Raw genomic sequence first — 25651 nt, 5'->3', positions numbered from 1 at the left:
CGCTTCTATCCCCTTTTCTATTTTTCAATAAAATATTTATGGATTGGAGAATGGTCATTAATGAAAAAAAAGCAAAAACTGGTTAAGTATGATAAGTACGGCTACTTATTTGTAGCTCCCTTTATATTAGCGTTTCTCATTTTCCAACTCTATCCGATAATCTATACTTTTCAGTTAAGTTTTACGGATCTAGCAGGTTGGGAAACTGAATTAAATTATGTGGGTTTTAAAAATTATGTCACTCTCTTAAGTAATGAATTATTTTTAAAAGCCTTTCGTAATACATGGATTATTTGGATATTAAACTTCATACCTCAGATCGGCATGGCCTTAATCTTAGTTAAGTGGTTTACGGATGCAAGACTGAAATTAAAAGGCGCAGGATTTTTTAAAGTTACTTTTTATATGCCCAATATAATAACTGCTGCATCTGTAGCTGTATTGTTTAGTACACTTTTTAGCTATCCCTCTGGTCCTATCAATCTCTTATTAGTTAAATTTGGGGTTTTAGAAGAACCCTTTGAATTCTTTAGAAGTGTCACTGCAACAAGGGGAATCGTAGCCTTTATTCAATTTTGGATGTGGTATGGTAATACATTTATTATTCTAACTGCTGGAGCATTAGGTATTAATCGCTCTTTATATGAAGCAGCCATGGTCGATGGCGCTACTAGTGGCCAAATGTTTAGAAAAATAACCTTACCATTACTAAAACCAATTACACTCTATGTACTTGTAACATCCTTAATCGGTGGTATGCAAATGTTTGATATACCTTTCCTATTAACAACACAAGGTAATCCAGACTATTCCATCGAAACTATGACTATGTTCATTTATCGCCAAGCTTTTCTAGGTGGGCGGAATTATTATTTTGCAGCGACTGCCTCAGTCATACTTTTATGCATTATCTTAATTGTTAGTATTCTATTATTCAAAGTTATGAATTCTAAAACTACTGGCGACAGAAAAGCTCGTAGACGAATAAGAAAGGCAGGTGTCAGGTAATGAAGAAAGGTGGTAGATTAGGTAAGTTTTACGGACTTCGTATTTCATGGATTTACCTGGTTTGTGCAGTGCTTGTTATCCTCAGTATCATTCCTTTCTGGATTCTCATTGTTAATGCTACACGTTCAACTGAACAAATACAACAGAGTTTTTCATTAATCCCAAGTGTTTTTACCGGCTATAACTATGATGTTTTAACAGGTAGAGGATTTAACATTTGGCGTGGTTTCGCTAATAGTTTAACCATTGCTGCTTCATCTACTTTTTTAGCCTTATATTTTAGTGCCTTAACAGCTTACGGCTTAGTCATCTATGATTTTAAGGGAAAGAATACAATCTTTGCAATCATTGCTTTTATATTAATGGTACCGACACAAATCAGTATGATTGGTTTTTACCGTATGATGTTAAATTTAAGTTTGACTGACAGCTATATTCCTTTGATTTTTCCAGCTATTGCAGCTCCAGCTACCGTCTTCTTCCTAAGACAATACTTGCTATCAACGTTTCCAAAAGACCTTGTTAGTGCTGCAAGAATAGATGGTGCCAGTGAACTTGGAATTTTTCATAGAATTGCATTACCTATACTTAAGCCTGGATTAGCTACTATGGGTATTTTTGCATTCGTTGGATCGTGGAATAATTTCCTAATGCCTCTTATGCTGATTTCTAATGAAGATAAATATACACTACCCATGCTGGTTCAATCACTCAAAGCAGATATTTATCGTACGGAATTTGGTGGTATATATCTTGGTATTTCAATGACAATTGTACCTCTTTTAGTTATATATTTAGTATTTTCAAGATATATTATTGCCGGAGTTGCTCTCGGCGGTATAAAAGAATAGATTACGATAAGATTGGAGCGAACCATGGACAGAACTAAAGTAAAAAACCCTGTACTTAAAGGATTTAACCCTGATCCTTCCATATTACGAGTAGGTGATGATTATTACATAGCCAATTCTACCTTTGAATACTTCCCTGGTGTTCAAATCCATCATTCAAAGGATTTAGTCAATTGGGAGCTTATAGCCAGACCTCTTAATACAAGGGAGCATCTAAACTTAATTGGTAATCCAAGATCTGGAGGCATTTGGGCACCATGCTTATCTTATGATCAGGGCAAATTTTATTTAATATTTACAGATGTCAAATCATTGCATCTAGCACCATTCAAAGATTGCCATAATTATATAACTACCGCTGAGTCCATAACAGGACCATGGTCAAAACCTGTATATCTCAATAGTTCAGGCTTCGATCCCTCTCTCTTCCACGATGGTGATAAGAAATGGTATCTTAACATGGAATGGGATCATAGAAAACCACCTATCTCACCTATGTTTAGCGGTATTTTATTACAAGAATTTGATGAATCAACGATGTCCCTTGTTGGCGAAGTAAAAAAAATATTCACTGGCACAGATAGAGGTTTAACAGAAGGTCCTCATATCTTTAAAAGAGGCAAATACTACTATTTGGTTACTGCAGAAGGTGGTACTTCCTATAATCATGCGGTGACAATAGTAAGAAGTCAACACATTGAAGGACCATATGAGGAACACCCTAACAAACATTTAGTAACATCTATGGGGAGAGATGATTTAGTTATACAGAAAGCTGGTCACGGTTCGTTGGTTGAGACAAAAGACGGTAAATGGTACCTCTCATTCCTTTGCGGAAGACCACTACCTGGCACAAAGCGATGTATTCTAGGTCGTGAAACAGCTATACAAGAGGTTGAGTGGATAGATGATTGGCCTTATCTGGTCAATGGATCAATTTTTCCAGATGAGTACTTCTATGTTGATGGTGATATAGAAATTAAGGAAGCTAAAGAAGAACTTTACACCTTTGAAAATGAGGATTTCCTTAAAGATTTTCAAACATTAAGAATACCCTATAGTGAAGATGTATTCTCAATCAAAGATAAAGAAGGCTTCTTAAGAATTAAAGGCTTAGAATCCCCTGTATCCAACTTTAAGCAAGGGCTTCTCTTAAGAAGACAGGAACATTTTAAGTTTGAAGCTGAAACCAAGTTAGTATTTCATCCATCTAGTTTTCAGCATATGGCAGGACTGAGTTATCGTTATGATGAAACTAATCAATACTACCTATACATGTCTTATGATGAGAGCACAAAGATGAATGTATTAAAAGTCTTCAAAATGGATCAAGGTCATTATTCTTTTATTGAAGAAGAGGAAGTCTACTTCAATAATGATACTGCTTATTTAAAAGTTAAGACAGCCTTTGCTAAGGCTCAGTTTTATTATTCTTTTGATGGTGAATCTTTCAATGAAATTGGTCCAATACTGGATACTTCCATCTTATCCGATGATTATACAGATCCTGAAGGTTTTACAGGTGCATTCATAGGTATGGCTTGTCAAGATATAGAGAGACAGTCTGCTAAAGCCTATTTTGAATATTTTAAATACACACCCGAACTCTTGTAGAGAGCTATTTATTCCCACTTTTTTAAGTGGGGGTATTATTTTTCGGTATTAATTGAAGGAGGTAATACAAATGTTTAATAAAGATTTCCTGTGGGGAGCTGCTACTGCTTCTTATCAAGTTGAAGGGGCTGCCTATGATGATGGTAAAGGTTTATCTGTTTGGGATATGTATACCCGCCAAGAAGATAAGGTCTACAACATGGATAACGGAGACTTTGCCTGTGATTCCTACAATAACATAGAAGATGATGTACGTATTTTAAAGGAGCTAGGTGTAAAAGCCTATCGCTTTTCCATATCATGGCCTCGAGTGATACCAAATGGTATCGGTAGAATCAATGAAAAAGGACTTACTTATTATGATCAATTTGTGGATGCATTATTGGAAGCTGATATTGAACCCTATGTAACTCTTTTTCACTGGGACTATCCTTATGAGCTTTATAAAAAGGGACAATGGCTTAACGATGAATCCTCTAACTGGTTTGAAGAGTATGCACGAGTTGTCGTTACCAGACTAGGTGATCGAGTAAAAAATTGGATGACAATAAACGAACCACAATGTTTTATCGGTTTAGGTTATTTTACAGGTATCCATGCACCAGGTCATCAATACAGTAAATTTGATATTATTCGGATGACTCATAATACATTGCTTGCTCATGGAAAGGCTGTGAAAGTTATCCGAGAAATCGTTGGTAAAGAAGCCCGAGTAGGATTTGCATTTGTGGCTACCATTGGTATTCCTAACACCTTATCAGAAGATGATATTGAAGCAGCAAGGGATTTCATGTTCAATCCCTTTGAAAAAACCAAAGATCATAAAGAGTATAATTTCCCCTTTGATAACGACTATTGGTATGATCCTATTTTACTTGGAAAATACCCAGATTGGGTAATGAATGAGTTAAGGGATTATCTCCCGTCTGAAGCTCAATTAGAAGAAGACTTTAAACTTATAACTGAGGAAGTGGACTTTATTGGCCTTAATATCTATCAAGGTCCAAGAGTAGAGAAAGATGGTGAATACATCAAGGTATCCAAACTGCCTTCAGGTCATGCCGTAACAGGTCTTAACTGGTTAGTATCAGAAGAAATCATGTATTGGGGTACTAAGTTCATGTATGAACGCTATAAGAAACCCATCTACATAACTGAAAACGGTCTTTCTAATAAGGACTGGGTTGCACTCGATGGAAAGGTTCACGATGAAGGTAGAATTGATTTCCTTAATCGCTATTTACTACAGTTAGAAAGAGCTCATAAAGAGGGTATTGACATCAGAGGTTACTTCCAATGGTCTCTATTTGATAATTTCGAGTGGGCTGAAGGCTATAAAGATCGCTTTGGCTTGGTTCATGTGGATTTTGAGACGGGTACTAGAACTCCAAAAGAATCTTATTATTGGTATCGAGATCTAATTAAAGAATAGTAATAATCACAGTGGGCTATCTCTAATTTTTATTCATTGAGATAGCCCAGATAACTTTATTATCTTAATAGCTGAATTGAGCTTTATACAAATTACGATATAAATCTGATCTCTGAAAGAGTTCATTATGAGTACCTAATGCTTCTATTCTACCATTATTCAATAAAGCTACCTTACTTGCATCCTTAATGGTTGCTAAACGATGTGCAATAATTAAAGTTGTTCTACCAATAGTTAACTTGGATAGGGCTTCTTGCACTTTTTGTTCTGAATGGCTGTCTAGAGAAGCTGTTGGCTCGTCTAGTAGAATGATTTCAGGTTGTTTGAGAAAAGCTCTGGCTATAGCAATTCTTTGTTTTTGCCCTCCTGAAAGAGAAGAACCACCTTCATGTACGATGGTATCATAGCCATTTTCCATCTCCATGATGAAGTCATGGGCATTGGCTTGCTTAGCTGCTTGAATGATCTCCTCTCCTGTTGCGGAAGTGTTACCACAGCTAATATTTTCACGTACACTTAATCCAAACAGATAAGTTTCTTGTGGTACAATGGCAATTCTATCTCTTAGATGAGCTAATTGAATCTTATTAATATCGTGTCCATCCACTAAAATCTTCCCTTTTGATGCTTGATAAAAGCGTGGAATGAGCTTTAGTAAAGTAGATTTACCTACACCACTAGGTCCTACTAATGCTACAGTATCACCTTTATTGATACGTATATTAATATCTTTAAGTGTATCTTTCTTTTGGTCGTAGGAAAAAGAAACATGGTTAAATTCCAAATTCCCTTGAATTTCTGGACAAGTTTGTTCATCATTTAAATTCTCTTCATTATCCTCTTTGAGGATATCCATGATTCGATGCATGGATGCTAATGCTCTTTGTATTTCGACATAAAGACCTGATAATAATGCAATAGGTCCAATCAACATTTCTGCATAAAGTATAAAGGCAATTAAGCTGCCAGGTGAAAGTAGTTGTTGATGTACACGATAACTCCCTACAGAAATAATGATGGCTAATTGGACAATATTAAGTAAACCTATAATCATCGCTGTCTTTTCTTTTACGCTAACTCTTTTTAAAGATTTATAGAGAACTTTTTTGTTTTGCTCTTCGTACATACCCGTTGCTTCCTCTTCAAGCACAAAAGCTTTAATCACATCCATGCCTAATAAACTTTGATTCAGTATAGTCGTTAATGTTCCTAACCTTCGCTGTACGTCCTTAGATAATTTTTGTATCTTATCCCCAAGTATCTTGGCCATTAGACTGATTATTGGTATGATGGCTAAACATAATACTGTTAAGATAGGATCAAGTCGTATGAGTAAGAAAAGAACAATGATTAACGTCAATAGCTTCTCTATAACAAAAGATAAACCCATTGCGATCGTTTGCTGAATAATGTTCAAATCATTGGTAACTGTAGAAACAATATCACCTGAACTGCGCTTATTGTAATAGGGTAAGGGAATACTCTGAAGTTTATTGAAAATCATATGGCGCATGTCTGCAATTAATTCCTCACCTATTTTCCCTTCTATACACCGCTTTCTATACTTAGCCAATTCACCTATTATTAAAACCAATATCAATAGGAACATGTATTGAAATAACTCTTCCATACTACCTTCAAGAAAAGAAATATCGAACAAATTCTTAACAGTTAACGGAAATGCAGTAGAAACTACAACAGCAACCAGCATAAACAATTGGCTGATAATAAATTGGTTTTTAAAAGGTTTTATGAATTGAAGAAATAATTTCATGAATTCCCCTCCTCATATTAAGTAGTTAAGATCCCTTGAGATATATAACCAATGAGAAATGTTTCCACTTCTTCTACTGTACACTTCTTCTCACTAATGTGATCACTCAAGTGGTATAATGTTGTCATCAACGATATGGCTGCTAATTCACGATTGATTTCTCTAACACAACCTTCTCTATAGCCCTCATCAAGTATTTCTTTGAATATGCCAATGTACTTATATTTAAGTACTTCTACACGTTCCAGTACTTCATCCTCCATACCACTGGATAATTCATTGAAGAGAATATCCGTAAAAGTTTTATATTTAAGGCAAATACTAATAGCCTCTTTAATAAATTCTTTGATTTGTGCCTTTAAAGGTATTTGCTTATTAAAACTCTTCTGTAGTTCATGGGTAATAAAACCTGTTCCACTCTCTAACAACTCGATAAAGAGTTCATCTTTACTTTTAAAGTGATAATATAATGTCCCCTTAGCCACCTTAGCTTCATCTGCAATATCTTGCATAGTTGTTTGATAATAACCTTTTTGAGAGAAAACTCTTTCAGCGGCATCAATAATTTTATTTTTACTCATCTTAGAACTCTCCTTTAACTTTTTATACTGACTGGTCAGTTTAATTTCATTATATCATAGGTTTTTCTTATGTCAAGAAGGATCTGAATTAATGATGCTATACTAACAGAAGAGGTAGCATTATTTAATGCTACCTCTTCTTTGACATTACTGTGCCAGTAACTGATTATTATTTTTTATTAATTCCATACGCTGTTTGACGCAATCCATTGATTGACCTGGATCTTCTGGGGTGTTAAATGTATAATCAATTAATTTTTCCACCGTTGAGGTAGCTACATGAACCCGTGTATCACTGGAAGCATAGTAAATAAACACTTCCTCTTCTTCATTAACAACAATACCATTGCAAAATACTACATTGGATACATCTCCAACACGTTCCTCACCATAGGGTGCTATGAAATATCCTCCTGGCTTTGCAATGATTTTAGCAGGATTCTCTAAGCTTGTTGCAAAGGTATATAAGACATAGCGCAGTCCATCAGCAGTATTTCTTACGCCGTGTGCAATATGAATCCATCCTTTTTCTGTTTTAATAGGGGCTGGACCTTGACCATTTTTGACTTCATAAACAGTATGATATTTTCTTTCGTCCATTAATATCTCCTCTGTTATATGAGGATTCATAATATCATCACATAGCCCAAATGCAATCCCTCCTCCAGCTCCAGTAGAAATGAAGCCATCTTGTGGACGGGTATAGAATGCATACTTACCCTCTACAAATTCTGGATGAAGAACCACATTACGTTGCTGAGGCGAAGGTGTAACTATATGAGGTAACCTCTCCCATTGTTTTAAATCTTTTGTTCTCACTAAACCAGCTTGCGCAATTGCACTAGAAGTATCATGTGCAGGTACATCTGGGTCTTTACTCTCAGAACAATAAATACCGTATATAAAACCATCCTCATGCTTGATTAAACGCATATCGTAGATATTGGTCTCATCTTCATCACTATTTTCCCATGTAATAGGATAATCCCAAAAACGAAAATTATCCATTCCATTTTTACTTTCAGCAATGGCAAAAAATGATTTTCTATCTACCCCTTCTACTCTTACCACTAGATAATACTTACCGTCTAAATAAATGGCACCTGGGTTAAATGCTGCATTGATGCCTAATCTTTCTATAAAAAATGGATTAGTTTCTTCACATAAATCATATCTCCAATGAACAGGAATATGATTGCGTGTAATAACAGGATTTTTAAAACGGTTATAAACACCATTATAGAACTCATCTTTTATTAAATTTTTCTTGGTTATAAATTCTTCTTGGTTTTCTAGTAATTCATAGTATTTTTGATGAATCATTTTATTTCACCCTTTCTAATATTTCTAAACAAAATCTTGCATTATGATAGGGAGTTTTCCATGGCTCAGCGATTGCTCTAATGGATGGTTGACCATCATCTTCAATAGACCAGAACCACTCTCCACCCTCTCTAACATCAATTAAATTTTGTTGAATATAAGCCCATAAATTATGAATGATTATAGAGAATCTTTCATCCTCAGTACGTTCATAAGCATTTAAAAATCCAACTATAGCTTCAGCCTGTCCCCACCAAATCCTTGAATAATCTTCTATATTATTTTCTTTTTCATTAATGATGGAGCCATCATTTTGAATAGCATAATTGGCTATATTATAGGCTATATCAACAACCATTTGATCATATTTATCATTCTTTAACCGAAGTAGTTTAATGGCATCATCTAGTAACCAACTTGCTTCAATATCGTGACCATATGATTTTAAATCAATTAATTCATTCCAACTGTTATCAAAAAAAACCTTTAAGAATTTAGTTTTATTATCAAAAATTTTATTATAAAATATATCAATGATGTTCATTAACTTTTTCTTAAGTTCATTATTGGGCCATACACGATAAAGGTTTGTGTACGCTTCGAGCACATGTAGATGTGTATTGGTTGTTATGTCAGCGATAATGCCATTCTCACTCAACATCTCATTATCTTGTTTGATCCACTGACGATTAAACTCTTCTAAATAAGCATTTTTTTCTTTATCATAACCTCTAGTCTCAATAATACTGTATAGTTTTTTTGCTAACTTCAATGCTTCAGTCCGTTGGCTTACTCTGTAATATTCACTTAAAGCGTAAATACCAAAAGCCTGAGCATAAATATGTTTCCTCGTATCTATAGGATTGCCTTCATGATCTAACAACCAAAATAGACCTTCTTGTACTGTATCATAAACATTGTTAACTAAAAAATCATAGGCATGATGAGCACATACCAAATTCTTTTCTTCTTTTGTAACTCTATATGCTGCCGAGAAAGACCATAGTAATCTGGAGCTAGCTATACCACCCTTTACTCCTTTTTTATCCACCTTCAAATCATAGTCTACATTGCCATAGAATCCACCATTTTCTTCATCTTTTAGATTTATCCAGAAAGGCATAATGTGTTTACTTAATTCTTTTGCTACTTCTTCTCTTAGTTTTATCACACTAGTAGCTCCTTTCTCCACTTGCTGTTTCAATATCCTTTATAGTGAAAAGGCTTTGACAATATAGCCAAAGCCTTTAGGTTATTTAAACTTTTGAACATAGTCAAGTAATTCTGAAACGCTACATGTGGCAACACAACAATATTTATCTGCACCACCGTAATAAACGTATAATGTATCATTAACAATTACATTACCTGTCGGGAATACACAGCCGTTATAAAACCCTTTAGTTTCATACTCAAATTCAGGTTCCATGATGAAATCAGAAGCACGAGCAATAACTTTTGTTGGATCATCTAAGTCTAGGAGCATAACGCCAACACGATAGATTCCTTCATCATCTACACCATGATATAATGTTAACCAACCTTGATCTGTCTTTAATGGTGGTGTACTTCCACCAATTTTTTTCTCCCAATCATGCTCCCCTTTGATAAGTAACTGACATTCATTCCATTCCATCATATCTTCTGAGAAACTTATCCATATAGCAGGATGTTCACAACCGTATGCTTCACCTATCCATTCTTTAGGACGATTAAGTCTAACATATTTGCCATTAACTTTTTCAGGAAATAGAATTACATCTCGATCATCTAAATCTGTACGAGTAATTCTTCCTAGCTTGGTAAAGCTCTTTAGATCTTTTGATATAGCTAATCCAGTGTTCGCGATATTCTTTTTTAAACATAGCGGTGAACTGTCAGGTACATCAAAGGTGCGCACTTCATCAGGTGCAAATTCCCAATAGCGTCCTGGTGGAAATGGTCGATAAGCATATGTAACATAATACGTATCATCCAATTTTATGATTCTTGGATCTTCTACACATCCTGCATCTGCTCCATCTTTACTTGGTGATAAGACTGGTTGATCCGATACACGCTTGAAATTAAAACCATCTTTACTTTCAGCTAATCCTAAATAGATATAATGCTCTTCATCATCTCCAGCAGCTCTATATAAAAGATAGAACTTACCATCCTCATACCATGCTCCTGGATTACAAGCCACTAGACTTTCCCAAGCATTATCTTCAATTGGTGCTATAATTGGATTATTTTCATATTTTTTTAGTTTCATTTTTTTCACTCCTCATCTTTACTTATATGCTAAGCTACCCTTTAACTGCTCCCTTAGCTAAACTCTCAGTAATTTGTTTTTGCATGGTTACATAGAATATTGTTATTGGTATAGCCATAATAACCACAGCTGCTGCAAAAACCGTTAATTCATTAGAATATTCTCCTAAAAACATGTATAAGCCTGTGGCAAGAGTACGCATGTTTTTCTTTGTTATGAATAGATAGGGATAAACAAAATCATTCCACACATTAAGAGCATTCAACATAATCACTGTTGCTATGGAGGATTTGGATAGTGGAAAAACAATTTTTAGTATATATCTAAAATAACCACATCCATCTATTTCTGCAGCTTCATCCAATTCCTTGGGTATTAGTTTCACAAAACCTGTCAGCACAAATACAGAAAAAGCTATACCAGTTCCCATATAAAACATGATCATCCCTTGATAGGTGTTGGTAAGATTAAGAGTCTGCATAATCTTATATAAGGGCACTAATGATGGGGGCATAATTAAGCTAGCAGTGAATAAACCATATAGTGCGTTATGATACTTTACTCGCTTACGAGCTAGAGGATAAGCAATAAATAGTGATAAGATAGCTCCTAATCCACAAGAAACAAATGTATAAACAATACTATTAAAAAAGTTAACCAGCATGTTTGATCTCTGGAATGCTTCTTTAAAGTTTTCAAGATACAGCACTGTTGGAATACCTAAGGGATCAGTATAATAATCACTCGTTGATTTTAGGGCTACGGTTACTATTCCATAAATGGGATACAAAATGATGAATGCTAATATGCAAAAAAAGAACCATATAATTACCTTAGCTAACTTATTATTTATTTCCATATAAACACCTCCTTTAATTGGTTTAGTATTCGACTTCTCTTCTTCTCAATAGCAGCATAATAACAACTGATATACCTAAAATCATGAAGAACTGTATAACATTCAATGCTGCAGCATAACCGTGTTTTCCAAATGAGAAAGCCTCATTGAAAATTAATACGGGTAAGTTCTCACTGCTACGTGCAGGTCCTCCTGTTGTCATAATAAAAATCAACTCGAATAATTTTAAAGATCCAATTAACGATAAAAGAATATTGATCGTAAAGGATGGCATTAGTAAAGGCAAAATGATATGCTTAATTTTTTGCAAAGTATTGGCACCATCTATATCTGACGCTTCTAAGCTGTCACTGGGAATAGACTTTACATTCGTGTAATAGATGATCATTGCATACCCCATGGAAGCCCAAACCTGAACAAAGATAACTGCGTAAATCGATAGGTTAGGATTGCCTAAGAGATTTACCTTCATGCCTACTAATTCAAATAACTTACTCACTGGTCCAAAATTAGGATTCATAAGTAAACTCCATATACTTGCGATGATAAATGCACCTAGCACATTTGGAAAGAAATATAGTCCCCTAAAAAAGTTACTATTTTTAATTTTAAAAGTTAACATAATAGCAATGACAACTGCTACTATATTTTGTATAGATGTAATCAAAGTTGCATATATTAGCGAATTTTTTAATGCATTCATGGTTATGTCTTTATTAATCGTAAAAGCATCAATAAAATTCTTAAAGCCTATGACGTTGACTTCAGAATTCGGAAATCCGTTGTAATCTGTCAAAGCAAAATAGAAATTATAAAATGTAGGTATGATTACGAATATTATGAATAATGCGACACCTGGTAAAATACCAATGTGAGGACTCCAATTATTTTTCTGAGTTGTACGAATCACTTTTATACCTCCCTCCTCTTAAGAATTAATGGCTATTTCATGATTATTTCCAACAAACAAAAGTAGCTCCGTTGCGTCTTCTTTAAAAAGTTTGTGCGGTTAGGAAACAAAAGTGTATTGGCACAGAATAGCTCTGTGCCAATTACTGCTTAAAGAATTATTGCATACTATCAACTTTATCTTGCATTTCTTTAGCTACTTCTTCTGGTGTTTTAGCACCAATGATCATAGCTTGTAGAGATTGCCATGGATCAATATTACTTCCTGGAGGATAAACTTGGTCTACAAATTCTATATTATTTCCAAGTAATCCTGCAACTTCTGTTAATAATGGATCTGTAAAAGTGATACCGTCTTGAGTTGGCATTTGATTAACAGATGTTATATAATCTGCATAAACATCTGGTCGTGATAAGAATTCAAGATATTTTAATGCCGCTTCTTTATTTTCAGATTCATTACTAATAGCCCAACATAGACCGTATTTGACAGGTACATAGTTAGCTGGATCAACATTATCAGATCCTGGGAATAAGAATACACCTACTTCAAAATCTGTTCCTAACATTTGAATGTTTGCTGCACTCCATGATCCATCAAGAATCATAGCCACTTTCTTTTGCGAGAATAATACAGGTACATCATCATAGGCAACTCCCATTGAATCCTCTTCAAAGTACTTGGAGATCTCTTTCAGCTTAGATAATACCTCAACAAACAGTGGATCAGTGAATTTCGTTTCTCCAGTTGCTAATTGCTTATAGAAGTCTGGATTCTCACTTCTAACGATGGCACCTTCTACACCGATCATATCAACATTGACTGGCCATCCGTCTTTTCCACCAAAGCCTATAGGGTCAATTCCTTCTGCTTTAATTACTTCGCATGCTTCAATGAACTCAGCATAAGTCTTTGGAATCTCTAAATTTAACTCCTTAAAGAGATCCTTGTTATAGAATACAACTACTGTATTCAACGATGTAGGTACCGCAAGTACTTTACCTTCATAGACAGCATTATCCCCCCAGATAGATGGGTTATAGTTATCTAAAAACTCTTGACCAGTTAAATCATATAAGGCATTTCCTTTAAGGATTGCTGGTATCTTATTAATTAACTGACCAAGTGGATCAACACCAACAATATCTGCTTCACCTGATGCTAGTCTTACTGTAACTGCATTTGCGTAGTTTTTAGTTGGGACAGGGTCCATTTCAATTTTTACATTAGGATATTCTTGATTAAATTGTTCATTTAACCGATCAAATACCTCAGCATCCTCAACTCTCCAATGCATCACGTTTAGAGTCACATCTTTTTGATCGTCATCTTGTGTTCCTTCTTTTTGCCTATCTTGCTGCACTTGTTCTTGCTCATTAGTTTTCACCTCTTCACCTGTACATCCAGCAAAGAGAGCTATATTCATGCTCAATACTAATAAAAGAGCCACTGTTTTCTTAAACTTACTACCCATTAAAAAATTCCCCCTAATCTACTGATTAAAATACTAAGTGTTGCAACACCAAATTACTAGTTTAGTATATCGAAGACTTCTATCTTTAACAATGAAAAAATTTGCTTCATTTATTGCAAATTTTTTGTTTTTATATCAGTCATTCAACATACGATAGACTTTATAAATAATACTTGCTGTTTCTGCTCGTGTTAATGCTTTTAGTGGATCAAGATGCTCACCATCTCCCATAACAATGCCTTCATTGACTAATGGCAGTATATGCTCTAATGCATAGGGTGATATATCCTTCTGGTCTTTAAACTTATTGGAGTCATTGTCGGAGTCATTGTCTAAAGTGATACCAGCTACCTTTAAAGCCCTTGAAGTGAGTACCATCATATCCTGTCTCATTATACTTGCCTCAGGATTAAACTTATTATCTCCAATTCCAGAAGTGATACCCAATTTTTTTGCAATTCCAACAGCCCTATAATAATAATCCGATTGTTTCACATCAGAAAAATTATCGTTCACATCTGCATCCAGTTCCAATGCACTGACAAGCAAACAAATAAAATCTGCTCTTTTAATGTTTTCTGATGGTGCAAATGTCACTTCCGATGTACCATTAATAATACCCCTTGAAGCTAATACTTCTATTTCCCGCTTTACCCATGGATAATCAGATACATCATTAAAAGTCTTCATAACATAAGCCACTGCAAACTTACTTAAATGGTTGGTTTTAAAGGTAACCGTACCTGAAGCATCATCATATTTCCCACTTCTTATAGGCACTTCATTCCCATCTTCAGTGATATAGTAAATAAGAATATGCTCAGGATTTATTAATTCTGTTTCTGTTGGGATGTATGGTATCGCAATCTCAATGGGAGCCTTTTCGTTTTGCCAACTTACCTTATTACCATCCACTTCTACATCAATATTAACAATAGGTCGGTCACCTATTTTACTCATCACTTGGGGGCTGATATTGTCTTTACCTGATTGATCAATAGCTATGGTGATACTATCGGCATGTTTGATAATACCTTCCATCATATTAGTTGGCACTGTAACAGTACCAATATTAGTTTTTAGTTGTAGCACTTCAAAAGATGTCCCTGAAATAAGTTCATCACCTGGTAGCTCTACCAAATATGTTTCAGCCTCACTCACCTTTGGTATTTCTAATTTTATTTTCTTGATACCATACTTATCAGCTTCTGCTGCATCAAATGCATCTTTTATTATTTCTGTACTAACATCTACCTTAGCCACTCCTTTTGAAGCATCAAATGTAGGATGAGGTAAGGTCATTTCTGACTGACCTGATGAAATTTTCTGCTTATCTTTCTTTTCATTCTCATCATCGTCGTCATCTCCAATACTACTGGAGCCTCTTTGAAATTGAAAGGTTGTGGTAATGGGCTTTGATTCTCCATAAGCACTTATTTCAACAGTATAGATAGCACCGTTGTTCATAGCCGGATTCTGATAAGCAAATTCAAAACTACCACCTTCATTTGTCAAGGTTTGATCCAAGTATTCAATACCATCATTGGGATTCAGCACTTTCACTGTGACCATCTGTCCTACCCCAGTTGCTAGTCTTCCTGATATAAGTACTTGTCCATTACTTAATACCTTTGTATTGGTAGATAAGATATTACTTTCTTCTTCTCCAGGTTCTTTTAATAAAAAAGATTCAATAACGGGTGCAAGCTGATTAGCTATTTTAATATGAGCATTATCTGTCGGATGGACATAATCATCTGCTGGAAAATCACTACTATCAAGCCAACCAGTGGTATCAATATAATGCACTTTAAGATCACCTGAGCTTAATCGCGCATTAACTGCTTTTAAAGTAGAATCTTCCATATATCCACCAAAAGGTCTCAACACTAAAATTTCAGCTTTTCCATATTGACGACGGATATTTTCAAGGAAAGTAATGTAAGTACTTTCAAATGTTGATTCTGGTACATTCATAAAATGATCGTTTGTACCAATATTTACGACAACCATCTTAGGTTGATAAAGATTGAAATCCCAGTCTCTTGCGTCTTGATAATAAGCGTTTTCTAGCTTAAAGAATTGCTTACTTAGTCCAATCTTTGATTCCACATAGCTGGCAGACCAATCATCTTCCAGATTAATACCAGAAAAAGCTATTTGAGTATGCTCGTACCCAAGCTGCTCTGCAGTTAACCATGCATAATCGGATATGGCTTGTTGGGAGAGCTTGTATCCAGCAGTAATGGAATCACCTGCAAATTCAATGATCGTGGAGCTAACATCAGAAGCAATAGTAGTTGCATTTGCATCGAGTATTAACCCTTTAAATTCAAAGAGATCATCATGGTATCTTGATGCAACCATTAATGTATGTTCTCCTGATGAAAGAGGTTCAGGGGTTAAGTTGACGGTACCATTGGCATCATCGATATAGGATGCATTCCCATCAATATTGATATATAAATCAACTTCACTTGCTAATTGAATCTGAACTGTTGTGCCAGTAAAATTAACTTTGAAGTAGGCACCACCCCAATAGTTTCTAAAGACTTGCCCATCGCTATAATCCCAACGACCAAAGTATTTAATATTTGTATCACTCAATGTCCCACTCCCCGTAGATGCTTGAATCTCTGTGCTATAAGCTATTAATATACTACATGTTAGTACCAATATTAGAATTTTATTTATATACCTCTTAAAAGTATTCATCTTCAGACCTCTTATCCTTTCTATACAGTAATTTTTGTATGGCAGACCCTCTATATTGTAATAGAGGGCCTTATACTTAGTTATTTGTTATTTCATAGGTATAACTCAATGGCTCCATATTCATTAAACTATCCCATACAAAAGCTTTTACTTTATATCCTTTAGTATTTTGAGGTAAATCGAATCCAGCATTCATTGAAAGTGTCTCTCCAACCTTTAATTCTTTTTCAATGAAAGAAATTCTCTCTAATTGGTTTTTAGTATTATATAAAGCTAATATCGTCGTTGCTGATGTATCATAAAAATTGTTATTCGTTATTTTAATTTCGGCTCGTACAAATTCCAAATGTTCTAGACTGTCCACAATATTTCCTTTGTAATCCATAAATTCTACTTCATCTATAGATACCAAGTTACGCATTGTAACCCTAACTATTTCACTTGCATCAGAGATATTACCAGATGCATCTACAGCTTTGACTGTATAGGCATGTTCAGATTCAGGCTTCAAGTTTTCAATTTTAATAGATGGTTCTGTAGACGTTGCAACTTGCTCATCACCATCGTAAATACGGTATTCTTTTAGTTCAATATTATCAGTTGAAGGATCCCAAGTCAGGTCAACATGTGTGGCTCCATAGGTTGCATTCAGGTTTGTCGGTATTGTTGGTGGTGTATGATCTTCTGTTTCACCTGATATGACTTTTACCTCACCTAATTGAGGTGACCACGCATTACCTTCTTTACTTCCATCTCCATAAAATTCAATCTTTAAGAAATTAGAACCTTCTGGAATAGACTCTGCTGGTGTATAGTTAGTTTTATACCAATTATCACTGGTGCTAGTAGGTTCATCATGGTCAACACCTAATTCTGACCATGTTACAGCATCTGATGAGGTATATATTTTTACGGTATCATCAATACCCACAACATCTGGATCAAAGTATACTCTTGCTTTAAAGCTGGATAGATTAGCTAAATTGTAGATAACTTCTTCCGATCCATCCCAGCCTCTCTTTAACCTTGCTTCATCGTCATCAAAGAGATGTGTATTCTCTTGATCAACTTGCCAGCCATCAGAATAAGCATATAATTGACTTGTATCGTACAATTGATCATTAATCATTCTTGCTGGTATAATCATGACATCGGTCAACTGAGGTTGCCAAGGGTTACCATCTGTTAGAAAAGTTATTTTTAGATAGTTTGTGTCTATTGGCAATGATTCATCAGGTGTAAAAGTTGTACCATACCATATTTCGGCTGCAAATTCTTCTTCTCCATGCTGAGTCTTAAGATCTGTCCATGATTCTCCATCTGAAGACACCTCAAATTTCACTTTCCCGTCAATATAATTCTCATAGTATACCCTTATCTTGAAATCTCCCATATCTTTCATACGATAGATAACACTTTGATCACTATCTTCCGCTCTTTTTATCCTAGTTGTATCTCCATGAAAATAATGAGCATTTGAATCATCAAACATAAAGGACCCATGGTCATACATTTTATCATAATTTTCAATGTCATCCTTCAATACTTCCCTTGTAATATTCACATAAGCTAGCTGTGGTGTCCATGAGTTACTATCATTACCACTATCACCATCTGGAAGGAATAGAATTTTTAAATACCCTGTCCCCTCTGGTACACCTGCAGCTGGTTTAAAATTCACTCGATGCCATCCATCACCTGTATTCAATGGCGTATCCATTGTTATTGCAAGCTCTGACCATGTCATGCCATCTGGTGAAGAATAGAATTTAACTGTGTTATCAAAAGCGATGACACCAGGATCATAATACACTCTTGCTGTAAAGTCGTTGATATCTTCCAGCTTATAGACTACATCTTGCTCAGCATCCCAGGTTCTCTTAATCCTTGTTGAATCACCTTCAAAATATTGTACGTTTCCATTATCAAATGCCCAGCCATCAGAATGAGATTCAACTTTACTCCAATCTGCCAAATCATCTGAAATGCTATAACGATAATCCTTCATGGATGCTTCATCAGGTATGTCAGGAATTTCTGCTGTAGGATCTAGTGAAATAGATGAACCACCTTCCAGTGTTGTGAGAATAACTGTACCTCTGCTAGGCATGGTTATTTCGTAACCATTGGCTAAATCCACGTTTGTGACTGTTTCACTAACAACTGGATAACCTTCTGCATTGGTTTTCATGTCACCATCATAATATTGATAGACATTGAAGGTTACCACCTCTTCTGCTGCCGGAACCATCAAATTGATTTTTCTACTTTCATCTTGGTTGTTAACTACAGCAAAACTTAAATCATATTTTCCATTGCCATCTGCAATTTTCGCTGCAGTAGCTCTTACATAACTATCGCCTGATTTAGTGGTATATAAAATCTCTGATCCTCTTGGAAAATAGTTAGCCATTAAAGATATTGGATAAAACCAAGGCCTTAAATCTTGCTCATTATATTCCGATAGTGAGTTCCAAAACCCCCATACTTTTAATGGTGAGTTTTCATCGTAGGCATCTTTACGGTGCATGGAATCATCTAAATCCCACATAATAATCCCAGCTTGACCACCTCTCATGGTTTGGATGGTATAATCTGACATATGCACACCATAAATGAATTCTCGTACATTAGGTTGCTGATCATTTTCTGTCTTACCATCTGTTAAACCAGCTTCCCCCATAATATATTGTTTGTTTTCACCACCATAAGGGTCCTTTGTTTGATAGTCCTCTTTTTTAGCTGCTACAGCTTCTTCAATACCACCGCTTAACACATCATTAAAAGAAGCGTACTTGTGAACATCATAAGTATCTACTATATGTCCTAAGTTTTGTGCAACTAAATCAATCCAATTATCACCACCAGTGGTATCAGGACCTATGATCTTAACTTGATCACCTAATCCTCTTTCTAGCATTTTGTTATGAAGTTGTGTAACACCTATGGCCCAAATAGACCATTTGTCACTGCCCTCATCATCAGATATACCCCAATCCCAATTAGGTTCATTGATGAAGTTATAGTATTTTATACAAGTATAACCTTTTACATTAATCAGGTAATCTAGACACTCCACTATCATCTCTGCCCACTTTGGATCAGTCGTTGAAGTCATTTCCAGCGGGTATTGATCTGACTTTGCCCATTCGCCAAAGATTACCTCAATATCATTGGCTTGACAATAATCCAAGATAGCATACATTCTCTTCATCTCATTGCTTACTTGACCATCTTCTCCTAACCAGGTTGAGTTATTCCCCTCAGCATCTTCATTCTCCCAGTAGTATTCGATACTGCTGCTTGTAGTTGTAGAAGGTCTTGCATACCACCTAGCTTGAAATATGCTCCTTACGATTGGTGGTTTCATAAAATCAAGCCTTTCAGTAATCATCTGCCACTCTTCAGCGGTATAATCACGGATAGTTGGATCCGATGGATCCCATTGTACCCCTACTCCCCTATAATCACTTTCTAGCACAGTATTTGCATCCACATAAATGATTGCATCTGCATCCTTGTCTAATTCTTCAGCGTATACAGGCATTACCAAACTGGAAAAAGTAAGTACCATTGCTAGAAGATAACTCAAAAATTTCTTATTCATCTTAATACCCCCTATTTGTTTCAACTTAGCTTGATATGATGTTGATTCATACCAATGACTACGTATATGCATTACTGTGAGCTAAATAAATTCAGAATATTCAGCATATTGTCTGCTGAATTTTACACAGCACACTATCCATTTTGATAACTGGCTCTACTTAGCCCAACTAAGCTAAGTATATAAGATAGAGATTACTTATACAATGCAATAATTTTTCTCTTTTATTGTATTTTTTTTGTTCTTACTATAAAGTAATCTCTTAATAGGTATGAATGAATTATACGACTTTCCTTAAGATGAAAAAGAAGTATAAAAGGAAAGTTAACACTTTCCTTTTGATCAATGAATTATTTTGTTATCATCTCTAAATTATATTGCTTAGGAGTCTTACCTGTTACCTTTTTAAATACCTTATAGAAATAAGTATAATCTGAATAACCGACTAAATAAGCTAATTCTTTAATGTTAACACTCGGTGCAGTCAGCATTTTTTTGGCATTTTCTATTCTTATCTTGGTGATGTATTGATTAATATTTTCACCTGTTTCCTTTTTAAATAAATTACTCAAGTATGATGCATTCATATGATAAAGCTCAGATATTTGACTAAGCCCAATATCATTTGAGTAATTTTTATGGATAAATTCTTTTATGTCATCAATGACAGCATCTTTCTTATTATTTTTTTTCATGTACTTTTTTGTTGTGTAATAAAATAAATTCATGAGCATTTGTGTAACCATCTCCATGTGCTCAAAGGAAAGAAAGTAATAAAGATTATTAATTTTAACTAAAAAATCCTGTATCTCCTCTGAAAGCCCGGAATCAACCCTCAAAATAATGTGACATAAGTTTGTTAGAAATAGACGAATACTATCCATTCTTATATCTTTAGTTTCAAACACTCGTTTTATTATCTTTTCTAGTATAGACTTGACATCATTCACATTTCCTGAAGTCATATGAATGAGAAGTTCATCCTCATATTGATCAAGAGGAATATTGAAAGATTGCTTATTGACGATCTCTGAATTCAGAACTATGGTTATCGATTTATCTAATAATGCATACAACATATTCTCACGTGCTGTTTTATAAGATTCTTTAATACCCTCTATCCCCATACAGGGTTGACCAATACCAAAAATAATTCGATGACTTGTACTATTATTTTCTATAACTCTTTCTATGGTGTCATATATTCTAGACTCAAATACTTTTAACTTAAGATCATGTTCTGTATAAAAAATAAATAATGTTTCATTTGTATCCTGTATAAGTAATACATGCAGAAAATTACTATACCCCTTTAATTGCTTGTAGATGTTATTAACATTGATCTCATTATATTTATCATACATAGCAACTGTACTAAATACTAACCTGTCGGGATTATCTTCAAACAGTCCATCTGCATGATAATCAACAGCCTCTCCAGTGTTATGCATTAATTTCATTAAATAATTTGAAGCCTTCCTCTCACTATCAGTATTTTTATCCAGTAGTATACAAGCTTTCTCAATAGATCTATTAAGCTCTGTAGGATTAATTGGCTTTAAAATATAATCTAAACTTCCATTCTTTATTGCTTGCTGAGCATATTGAAAATCATCATAACCACTGATAACTATAGTCTTAATCTCCGGATATAGATGATTGATACTTTTTAATAACTCTATGCCATCGGTCTTAGGCATTCGTATATCAGTAATAACAATATGAGGCTTTTTTTCTTTTATGACCTCCAACGCTTGATTGCCATTTTCAGCTTCACCTATAAGCTCTAAATTCAAATTGTTCCAATCAATCATTTTTTGCAAACCTTTACGAATAAGCGCTTTATCATCAACTAATAGAACTTTATACATGGTTATCCTCCTCAAGATTTAAAGGTAGTAAAATATTAACTTCTGTCATTTCTTTATGATTGTTTATACTTAACCCATATTTTTCTCCATACTGTAACTGCAGTCTTAAATGAATATTATGAATCCCAATAGACTTACCCTTACGATCGTACCTGGAAAGATCCTGTATATTACTATTTAGCTGGTACTGTAGGTCTTGCAATTTATCGCAGCTTAATTTATGACCATTATTAAGAACTCTAATAAGCAAATCTTTATCTACCACTTTTGCCTCAATAATAATAAGACCTTTGTCTTCAAAACCTTCAATACCGTGGTAGATAGCATTCTCGACAATGGGTTGGAGAATGAATTTGATAACTTTAGCTCTAAATAGATTTTCCCCTATAATGTATTCAATATCGAACTTATCCTCATACCGAATAGCCTGTAACAGTATATAGTCCTTCACATGATTTATCTCATCTTCCAATGTTACTAAATCTTTCTCTTGTTTTATACTGTATCGGAACATCCTTCCTAACCCTTGTATCATTTCAGATACATCCTCAGCACCTGAAATAAGAGCTAAGCAATTAATTGATTCTAATGTGTTATATAAAAAATGAGGATTAATTTGTGCCTGTAATGCTTTAAATTCGGAATCCTTTTTCTTCAATTGAGTTTCATAGACTTTTGATATTAATTCTTGAATCTTCTCAATCATTATATTAAAATTTTTAGCTAAGCTACCAATTTCATCTTCATTATTTATATCCACTTTTTGATTAAAATCTAATTCTTGTACTTTTAACATTGTATCTTTTAGTAGCTTAATGGGTTTGGTGATATTACCTGATACAAATATGGATACAACTAAAAAGGCTATGAAGCATATAATACTTGTCCAAATTAAAGGTAAAGCTACTTGATTTGTCTTTTGGATAAGTTCATCTTTTGGAATTAACTTAACATATTTCCATTTCAAATAATCATTGTATTTTGAAATAACGAAGTTATTGTTGTCTTCAATAATATCTGCTTTTTTTTCTTCGATACTATCAATAGGAACATTAGGATAAAGCTGACTAAATCTCTTACCTATGTTTCCATCCTTATGAGTAAATACGATATGATTGAATTCATCTAAAATAAAGATATCATTACCTTCTTCACCGGCTAACAAATTCTCAATCATTTTCAAATTAATATCAATAAAAAAAATACCTGCTATCTCCCCTGTTTCATAACTAGTGATCTTTCTAGCTATGGTGATAACAAAGGGAAATTGTGGCTCCAATTTATAGCCTTGTTGATGACTTCCAATAATAAAAGACTCTTCTTTACTATCAATCATATACTTCATCCATGATTCAGCTGTAATATCATACGCTTTATCAAACACCTGCTTCATTCCGTCATATCTTGAATGATCGAAAAGATAACCATCCATCGTATATAAATAAACGCCTTCTACGTCGTCACGTAGACCTACCAAATTGGAAGCAAATGCATTAAATAAATTGATATTGCTTACTCTTGTGGTGATATTATCGTTATCACTATTCAATATTAATTGAATACTATCCTTTGCTAAATAAGCATTATAGGTTAACCGATTAAAATCATCTAAGTACATTTGCAAACTTGTATCGATTGTACTTAGAATCTGATTTTGATCCTTATAATAATTCTCTTTAATATTATCAACAAGTTTGGAATAGGAAAGAATACTTATAATAGCTATGGGCAATAGAATAATAAAAATAAAGGATATAATTAATTTATTCAAAATGCTTCTATTAATGATATGTATTAATTTTTTAATGAAGTTCATAGAGACCCCTACCTTTAACTACGTTTTATTCAAAAGCGGTTTCAGCTTAATTATAAACATCTACTATATACTTGTCAAAAATAGATTGGAAAAATGACTTATCCACAAGTTATTCAGAAGCTGTGGAAACATTTGTTCGCTTCTTACTTTACTCTCATATTTTATCCACATATGTTCGTATTTATGTTGATAAAAAGCTTTGACTAAGTAGGCGTGTTTTATGTGGATAGGATTTGCTGAGATGATTATGTTCAGACCTTAGAGATGGGTTACTAAAATTACTTATTGGACTAAAAAAACATCTACATGAATGTAGATGTTTAATGAACTGGGTAGGCAGGATTCGAACCTGCGGATGCAGGAGTCAAAGTCCTGTGCCTTACCGCTTGGCGACTACCCATTAGATTTTTAGCATTTAGCGATCCTTACTTTTTATGCTAGGTGATAATCACGTCGCTTTAAAAAGTTAGTAGCGCTTATTGATAAATATCGTAATTAGATTTTTAGTATTTACTACTTAAGAGCGCGAGACGGGATTCGAACCCGCGACCCTCGCCTTGGCAAGGCGATGCTCTACCACTGAGCCACTCACGCTTAGAATGCAGTTGGAGGGACTCGAACCCTCAAGTCCAAAAAGGACACTAGATCCTTAGTCTAGCGCGTATGCCAATTCCGCCACAACTGCGTAGACTAGGCAAATACAAAACTATTTTACTATATGTCTCATATTTTGTTAATGAATCACCCGGGGCTCGAACCCGGGACACCTGGATTAAAAGTCCAGTGCTCTACCAACTGAGCTAGTGATCCATTTAAAGGGTGAGTAATGGGATTCGAACCCACGGCCTCCAGAGCCACAATCTGGCGCTCTAACCAACTGAGCTATACCCACCACAATGTTAAATTTTAAAATGGCGTGCCTGCAGGGATTCGAACCCCGGACACGTGGCTTAGAAGGCCACTGCTCTATCCTGCTGAGCTACAGGCACACATTTATTACTGATTATTATTAATCAGAATCGGGGTGACAGGATTCGAACCTGCGACCTCTTGAACCCAAATCAAGCGCTCTAGCCAAGCTGAGCCACACCCCGATAAATTCAGCAGTCACCTACTCTCCCAGGCAGTCACCCACCAAGTACCATCGGCCGTCTATGTCTTAACCATCGTGTTCGGTATGGGAACGGGTGTGTCCCATAGACGTATCGCCACTGAAAATTATCACTTAATTATATTAAGTTTGAATGACCCGTAGGGGAATCGAACCCCTGTTACCGCCGTGAAAGGGCGGTGTCTTAACCGCTTGACCAACGGGCCTTATAAACTTGTAACCAACTCCCCGAGCTGGACTCGAACCAGCAACCCTTCGGTTAACAGCCGAATGCTCTACCATTGAGCCATCGAGGATTATATTTGAGATTGTACTCTCAAAACTACACATTGAATCGACTTTTATATTCCAATAATAACTCTTACTAAATCTTTTTTAGGTGATTTTCACTACATTCCAAATCACTAGGTCAAGACCTCGACCTATTAGTACTGGTCAGCTGAACGTA

16 protein-coding genes, 9 tRNA genes and 1 rRNA gene are annotated in these 25651 nt (G+C 34.9%); 4 read left to right on the top strand and 22 right to left on the bottom strand.

The genetic code is table 11. The features are described 5' to 3' along the window. Window positions 1–60 precede the first annotated feature (60 nt). The 4 genes from C1Y58_RS23695 to C1Y58_RS23680 all read left to right on the top strand — a co-directional run bounded on the left by C1Y58_RS23695 (window position 61) and on the right by C1Y58_RS23680 (window position 4905). Window positions 61–1008, top strand: coding sequence for a carbohydrate ABC transporter permease (locus C1Y58_RS23695; RefSeq protein WP_105619477.1), 948 nt, complete (start codon window positions 61–63; stop codon window positions 1006–1008). Continuing rightward, entirely contained in the window at window positions 1008–1859 is an 852-nt protein-coding gene (locus tag C1Y58_RS23690) for a carbohydrate ABC transporter permease (RefSeq protein WP_105619475.1), read from the top strand. Before C1Y58_RS23695 ends, C1Y58_RS23690 begins: the two co-directional genes overlap by 1 nt. A 24-nt stretch (window positions 1860–1883) precedes the next feature. Next, entirely contained in the window at window positions 1884–3473 is a 1590-nt protein-coding gene (locus tag C1Y58_RS23685; protein ID WP_105619473.1) for a glycoside hydrolase family 43 protein, read from the top strand. A gap of 70 nt (window positions 3474–3543) precedes the next feature. Continuing rightward, window positions 3544–4905: a GH1 family beta-glucosidase gene (locus C1Y58_RS23680; protein ID WP_105619471.1), complete on the top strand. Its 1362-nt coding sequence runs from the start codon at window positions 3544–3546 to the stop codon at window positions 4903–4905. Between the two features lie 64 nt (window positions 4906–4969). On the opposite strand, the gene C1Y58_RS23675 is transcribed toward C1Y58_RS23680, so the two are convergent. From C1Y58_RS23675 to C1Y58_RS23570, 22 genes are all read right to left on the bottom strand, one after another. Beyond that, a complete protein-coding gene (locus C1Y58_RS23675) occupies window positions 4970–6679 on the bottom strand; it encodes an ABC transporter ATP-binding protein (RefSeq protein ID WP_105619469.1) in 1710 nt (569 codons plus the stop codon). Between the two features lie 17 nt (window positions 6680–6696). Then, window positions 6697–7260: a TetR/AcrR family transcriptional regulator gene (locus C1Y58_RS23670; RefSeq protein WP_105619467.1), complete on the bottom strand. Its 564-nt coding sequence runs from the start codon at window positions 7258–7260 to the stop codon at window positions 6697–6699. Between the two features lie 147 nt (window positions 7261–7407). Then, entirely contained in the window at window positions 7408–8583 is a 1176-nt protein-coding gene (locus tag C1Y58_RS23665; RefSeq protein ID WP_105619465.1) for a glycoside hydrolase family 130 protein, read from the bottom strand. Between the two features lies 1 nt (window position 8584). Then, complete coding sequence (locus C1Y58_RS23660; protein ID WP_207655815.1) at window positions 8585–9754, bottom strand: AGE family epimerase/isomerase; 1170 nt, start codon at window positions 9752–9754, stop codon at window positions 8585–8587. 81 nt (window positions 9755–9835) lie between these two features. Beyond that, window positions 9836–10840 (bottom strand): glycoside hydrolase family 130 protein, encoded by a 1005-nt coding sequence (locus C1Y58_RS23655; RefSeq protein ID WP_105619463.1) that lies wholly within the window; start codon window positions 10838–10840, stop codon window positions 9836–9838. A 34-nt stretch (window positions 10841–10874) separates the two neighbouring features. Continuing rightward, window positions 10875–11699 (bottom strand): carbohydrate ABC transporter permease, encoded by an 825-nt coding sequence (locus C1Y58_RS23650; RefSeq protein ID WP_105619461.1) that lies wholly within the window; start codon window positions 11697–11699, stop codon window positions 10875–10877. Window positions 11700–11721: 22 nt separating this feature from the next. Next, on the bottom strand, window positions 11722–12609 hold the full coding sequence (locus tag C1Y58_RS23645; RefSeq protein ID WP_105619459.1) for a carbohydrate ABC transporter permease: 888 nt from the start codon (window positions 12607–12609) through the stop codon (window positions 11722–11724). 157 nt (window positions 12610–12766) lie between these two features. Then, entirely contained in the window at window positions 12767–14083 is a 1317-nt protein-coding gene (locus C1Y58_RS23640) for an ABC transporter substrate-binding protein (protein ID WP_105619457.1), read from the bottom strand. A gap of 135 nt (window positions 14084–14218) precedes the next feature. Continuing rightward, window positions 14219–16798: an S-layer homology domain-containing protein gene (locus C1Y58_RS23635; protein WP_105619455.1), complete on the bottom strand. Its 2580-nt coding sequence runs from the start codon at window positions 16796–16798 to the stop codon at window positions 14219–14221. 76 nt (window positions 16799–16874) lie between these two features. Further along, window positions 16875–20405, bottom strand: coding sequence for a fibronectin type III domain-containing protein (locus tag C1Y58_RS23630; protein WP_105619453.1), 3531 nt, complete (start codon window positions 20403–20405; stop codon window positions 16875–16877). A gap of 350 nt (window positions 20406–20755) precedes the next feature. Then, complete coding sequence (locus C1Y58_RS23625) at window positions 20756–22276, bottom strand: response regulator (protein ID WP_105619450.1); 1521 nt, start codon at window positions 22274–22276, stop codon at window positions 20756–20758. Then, on the bottom strand, window positions 22269–24092 hold the full coding sequence (locus tag C1Y58_RS23620) for a cache domain-containing sensor histidine kinase (RefSeq protein WP_105619448.1): 1824 nt from the start codon (window positions 24090–24092) through the stop codon (window positions 22269–22271). Before C1Y58_RS23620 ends, C1Y58_RS23625 begins: the two co-directional genes overlap by 8 nt. A gap of 328 nt (window positions 24093–24420) precedes the next feature. Further along, a tRNA-Gln gene (locus C1Y58_RS23615) sits at window positions 24421–24492 on the bottom strand. A 122-nt stretch (window positions 24493–24614) separates the two neighbouring features. Next, window positions 24615–24686 (bottom strand) — tRNA-Gly (locus tag C1Y58_RS23610). Window positions 24687–24692: 6 nt separating this feature from the next. Then, a tRNA-Leu gene (locus C1Y58_RS23605) sits at window positions 24693–24777 on the bottom strand. 52 nt (window positions 24778–24829) lie between these two features. Next, window positions 24830–24902, bottom strand: a tRNA-Lys gene (locus C1Y58_RS23600). 8 nt (window positions 24903–24910) lie between these two features. Next, window positions 24911–24984, bottom strand: a tRNA-His gene (locus C1Y58_RS23595). Between the two features lie 20 nt (window positions 24985–25004). Next, window positions 25005–25081: transfer RNA gene (locus tag C1Y58_RS23590), tRNA-Arg, on the bottom strand. Window positions 25082–25111: 30 nt separating this feature from the next. Further along, window positions 25112–25186: transfer RNA gene (locus C1Y58_RS23585), tRNA-Pro, on the bottom strand. Between the two features lie 4 nt (window positions 25187–25190). Next, window positions 25191–25308 (bottom strand): 5S ribosomal RNA (gene rrf / locus C1Y58_RS23580). Between the two features lie 29 nt (window positions 25309–25337). Continuing rightward, window positions 25338–25409: transfer RNA gene (locus C1Y58_RS23575), tRNA-Glu, on the bottom strand. A gap of 18 nt (window positions 25410–25427) precedes the next feature. Continuing rightward, window positions 25428–25499, bottom strand: a tRNA-Asn gene (locus tag C1Y58_RS23570). Window positions 25500–25651 lie beyond the last annotated feature (152 nt).

It is taken from the genome of Vallitalea okinawensis (assembly GCF_002964605.1).
GTDB classification, from domain to species: Bacteria; Bacillota; Clostridia; order Lachnospirales; family PQDH01; genus Vallitalea_A; species Vallitalea_A okinawensis.
Note: the sequence above shows the minus strand (reverse complement) of the source record. Positions and strands in the feature narration are given on the sequence as shown.

Coding starts and splice junctions, on each gene's coding strand:
- C1Y58_RS23695 (WP_105619477.1), top strand. CDS start 61: ATGAAAAAAAAGCAAAAACTGGTTAAGTATGATAAGTACGGCTACTTA.
- C1Y58_RS23690 (WP_105619475.1), top strand. CDS start 1,008: ATGAAGAAAGGTGGTAGATTAGGTAAGTTTTACGGACTTCGTATTTCA.
- C1Y58_RS23685 (WP_105619473.1), top strand. CDS start 1,884: ATGGACAGAACTAAAGTAAAAAACCCTGTACTTAAAGGATTTAACCCT.
- C1Y58_RS23680 (WP_105619471.1), top strand. CDS start 3,544: ATGTTTAATAAAGATTTCCTGTGGGGAGCTGCTACTGCTTCTTATCAA.
- C1Y58_RS23675 (WP_105619469.1), bottom strand. CDS start 6,679: ATGAAATTATTTCTTCAATTCATAAAACCTTTTAAAAACCAATTTATT.
- C1Y58_RS23670 (WP_105619467.1), bottom strand. CDS start 7,260: ATGAGTAAAAATAAAATTATTGATGCCGCTGAAAGAGTTTTCTCTCAA.
- C1Y58_RS23665 (WP_105619465.1), bottom strand. CDS start 8,583: ATGATTCATCAAAAATACTATGAATTACTAGAAAACCAAGAAGAATTT.
- C1Y58_RS23655 (WP_105619463.1), bottom strand. CDS start 10,840: ATGAAACTAAAAAAATATGAAAATAATCCAATTATAGCACCAATTGAA.
- C1Y58_RS23650 (WP_105619461.1), bottom strand. CDS start 11,699: ATGGAAATAAATAATAAGTTAGCTAAGGTAATTATATGGTTCTTTTTT.
- C1Y58_RS23640 (WP_105619457.1), bottom strand. CDS start 14,083: ATGGGTAGTAAGTTTAAGAAAACAGTGGCTCTTTTATTAGTATTGAGC.
- C1Y58_RS23635 (WP_105619455.1), bottom strand. CDS start 16,798: ATGAATACTTTTAAGAGGTATATAAATAAAATTCTAATATTGGTACTA.
- C1Y58_RS23630 (WP_105619453.1), bottom strand. CDS start 20,405: ATGAATAAGAAATTTTTGAGTTATCTTCTAGCAATGGTACTTACTTTT.
- C1Y58_RS23625 (WP_105619450.1), bottom strand. CDS start 22,276: ATGTATAAAGTTCTATTAGTTGATGATAAAGCGCTTATTCGTAAAGGT.
- C1Y58_RS23620 (WP_105619448.1), bottom strand. CDS start 24,092: ATGAACTTCATTAAAAAATTAATACATATCATTAATAGAAGCATTTTG.